This is a genomic window from Aliidiomarina maris, from assembly GCF_003987335.1.
GTDB classification, from domain to species: domain Bacteria; phylum Pseudomonadota; class Gammaproteobacteria; order Enterobacterales; family Alteromonadaceae; genus Aliidiomarina; species Aliidiomarina maris.
Genome location: NZ_PIPK01000029.1, coordinates 1 through 1,783, shown reverse-complemented (window position 1 = coordinate 1,783; position 1,783 = coordinate 1). Strand labels below are relative to the sequence as shown.

General features: G+C 47.6%; 2 protein-coding genes. One reads left to right on the top strand and one right to left on the bottom strand.

The features are described 5' to 3' along the window. Nucleotides 1-66 precede the first annotated feature (66 nt). Nucleotides 67-495 (bottom strand): IS200/IS605 family transposase, encoded by a 429-nt coding sequence (tnpA, locus tag CWE07_RS14175; RefSeq protein ID WP_126819030.1) that lies wholly within the window; start codon nucleotides 493-495, stop codon nucleotides 67-69. Nucleotides 496-550: 55 nt separating this feature from the next. Between tnpA and CWE07_RS14170 the strand changes: the two genes are divergently transcribed. Next, nucleotides 551-1,729, top strand: a complete 1,179-nt coding sequence (locus tag CWE07_RS14170; RefSeq protein ID WP_126819029.1) for an RNA-guided endonuclease InsQ/TnpB family protein — start codon at nucleotides 551-553, stop codon at nucleotides 1,727-1,729. Nucleotides 1,730-1,783 lie beyond the last annotated feature (54 nt).

The window sequence follows — 1,783 nt, the reverse complement described above, 5'->3', positions numbered from 1 at the left end:
TTAGCAAAATCCGCGTAAACCCTCGCCCAATCGGGCGGGGATATAAGCGGGAGCCGCGCAGCGGTTCTAGTCAGGTATGGCCTGACTTTGTACATATTCTTTCAGTGTTTCGATAGTTGCTCCACCTGCGCTACAGGCAAAGTAGGAACGCGACCAGAGTGCTGCACTTTTGCTTTGTCGGGGTATGTGGGTATTGAGTATGCGTATCCGGCGTGATGAGACTGACTTCAGGTTGTTAACCATGATACTGATCGCCAGTTTCGGTGGGTAGGCTATCAACAGATGAACATGCTCTTCTTCACCGTCCATTTCCAGCATGTCACATTCCAGTTTCTCGCAAGCAGACTCAAATGCTTCGCGCAGCTGCTCAATCATATAGCCATCGAACAGTTTTCGTCGGTACTTGGTGGTAAAGACCAGGTGGACAACAAGCTTGGTGACGCTGTGGCGTTTTCGAAGGTAATCTGATAGCAATTCTTTATGATGCACACTCACTTGAAATATGACCTTAATGACTTATAATAAACAAATTATATCAATGAGCGCTGAAATGTTAAAGGCCACCAAAGTACGCATTTATCCTACACCTGAGCAGGCGGATTTTTTAAAACGTCAGTTCGGCGCTGTGCGCTTTGCATATAACAAGGCTTTGCATATCATCAGCAGTAAGTACAAGCGCCACGGCCTGAAACTCAAGGCCAAAAAAGACATTAAGCCGCTTTTGGCTGTTGCAAAGACATCTCGTAAGTATCACTGGCTCAAAGATTTTGATTCGATTGCACTCCAGCAGGCATGTATCAATCTGGATAAAGCCTTTCAAAGCTTCTTTGACCCCAAGCTGCCTGCTCGCCATCCTAAATTCAAGCGTAAACACGGCAATCAATCCAGCTATCACTGCACGAGTATCAGCTGTGGTGGTGACTGGATTAAAGTACCGAAGTTAAAGCAGCCTATCAAAGCGCGTATTCATCGCCAGGTTGAGGGTGAACTAAAAAGTATTACCCTGTCTCGCACCGTGACGGGTGAATACTATGCCTCATTACTGTATGAAGATGGGCAGGAAGCGCCTGCGCCAATCCAAAGCCTGAATGCGGCTCAAGTGCTCGGATTGGATATGGGCTTAACACATCTTGTCATTGATTCAAATGGCACAAAAAAACCGAATCCACGTTTTTTGAAGAAAGCCAGTGCCAATCTGCGCCGTAAACAAAAAGCCTTATCGCGCTGCCAGAAAGGCAGCAAAGGTCGTGCAAAAGCCCGATTTAAACTCGCTAAGGCACATCAGCGACTGGCGAATGCGCGTGCTGATTTTCAGCACAAGCTGTCTCGGCAACTTATTGACGAAAACCAAGCGATAATTGTTGAGACACTGAAAGTCAAAAACATGCTGAAGAACAGGAAATTGTCCAAGCATATTGCCGATGCGAGTTGGTCGAGCCTGATTCAAAAGCTGGAATACAAAGCTAAGGCACAAGGCAAGCATTTGGTTAAAATCGAACAATGGTTTGCCAGCTCAAAAACCTGCTCTTGCTGTGGACACAAGCTGGAAGAATTGTCGCTGACCGTGCGTGATTGGCACTGTCCAGCTTGTTCAACACAGCATGACCGAGACATCAATGCCGCCTTCAATATCAAGGCGCAGGGCATTTTAAAATTAAAGGCCGCAGGTCTGTCGGTCTCTGCCAATGGAGGCAAGCGTCAATCTGGTCACGTACCAGTTGCTGCCTGAGAAGTTGGAAGCCTCGCCCGTGGCGCATTAGCGCTTAGGGCGGGGAGCAGTCAC

Excerpts from the sequence above, each read along its gene's own strand:
- CWE07_RS14170 (WP_126819029.1), top strand. The coding sequence starts at position 551 with ATGTTAAAGGCCACCAAAGTACGCATTTATCCTACACCTGAGCAGGCG.